We start from the raw sequence: 1,335 nt of genomic DNA on the forward strand, positions 1-1,335 counted from the left end.
TGTGTATAAGAGACAGGTCCCGGGCTGCCCGGCGGGGCCGGGCCGGATCCGGGGGCCTGGGCTGCCCGCCGCTCAGAGGCGCTCGACGACGGTGGCGACGCCCATGCCGCCGCCCACGCACAGGGTGACCAGCCCGTACCGCTTGCCCTGCCGCTCCAGCTCGTCGACGACGGTGCCCAGGAGCATCGCCCCGGTGGCGCCGAGCGGGTGGCCGAGGGCGATGGCCCCGCCGTTGACGTTGATCTTCTCCAGACCGATGCCCATGTCGTCGGCGAAGCGCAGCACGACGGCGGCGAACGCCTCGTTCATCTCGATGAGATCGATGTCGTCGATGGTCAGCCCGGCCTTGGCCAGCGCCTTGCGGCAGGCGGGCGCGGGGCCGGTGAGCATGATCGTCGGCTCAGAGCCGGAGACGGCGGCGGAGACGATCCGGGCGCGCGGGGTGAGCCCGTAGCGCTCGCCGACCCGCTCGTTGCCGATGGCGACGATGGCGGCGCCGTCCACGATGCCGGAGGAGTTGCCGGCGTGGTGGACGTGGTCGATCCGTTCCACCCAGTGGTACTTGGCGAGCGCCACGGCGTCGAAGCCGGCCGCCTCGCCGATGCCGGCGAAGGAGGGCTTGAGCTTGGCGAGGGTCTCGGGGGTGGTGCCCGGGCGCAGGTGCTCGTCGCGGTCGAGGACGACGAGGCCGTTGCGATCGCGTACGGGGACGACGGAGCGGTCGAAGCGGCCCTCCTTCCAGGCCCGGGCGGCGTTCTCCTGGGAGCGGGAGGCGAAGGCGTCGACGTCGTGGCGGGTGTACCCGCCGAGGGTGGCGATCAGGTCGGCGCTGACGCCCTGCGGGACGAAGCCGGTGGCGAAGTTGGTCATGGGGTCGCCGAACCAGGCACCGCCGTCGGAGGCCATGGGCACCCGGGACATGGACTCGACGCCGCCCGCGAGGACGAGATCCTCCCACCCGGAACGGACCTTGGCGGCGGCCGTGTTGACGGCTTCGAGGCCGGACGCACAGAAGCGGTTCTGCTGGACGCCGGCGACGGTCTCCGGCAGCCCCGCCGCGACGGCGGCGATCCGCGCGATGTCCGAGCCCTGCTCGCCGACCGGGCTGACCACGCCGAGCACGATGTCGTCGATGGCGGCGGGATCGAGGTCCGGGAAGCGGCGCCGCAGCTCGTGGAGGAGTCCGACGACGAGGTCGATGGGCTTGGTGCCGTGCAGGGATCCGTTCGCCTTGCCGCGGCCCCTGGGGGTGCGGATGGCGTCGTAGACGTACGCTTCGGTGCTCAAGGTCGGCAGCCTTCCTGATGCGGAGGGTGGGAGTCGGCGGGTCGGGGT

Annotated in this window: 1 protein-coding gene; it reads right to left on the bottom strand. The window is 72.5% G+C overall.

Annotated elements, in window-relative coordinates; all coding sequences use genetic code 11:
* Nucleotides 1-72: 72 nt before the first annotated feature.
* Complete coding sequence (locus ACSNOK_RS33055; RefSeq protein ID WP_436784478.1) at nucleotides 73-1,287, bottom strand: acetyl-CoA C-acetyltransferase; 1,215 nt, start codon at nucleotides 1,285-1,287, stop codon at nucleotides 73-75.
* Between the last annotated feature and the right edge of the window lie 48 nt (nucleotides 1,288-1,335).

This window comes from Streptomyces sp. URMC 126, from assembly GCF_051386555.1.
Classification (GTDB): Bacteria; Actinomycetota; Actinomycetes; order Streptomycetales; family Streptomycetaceae; genus Streptomyces.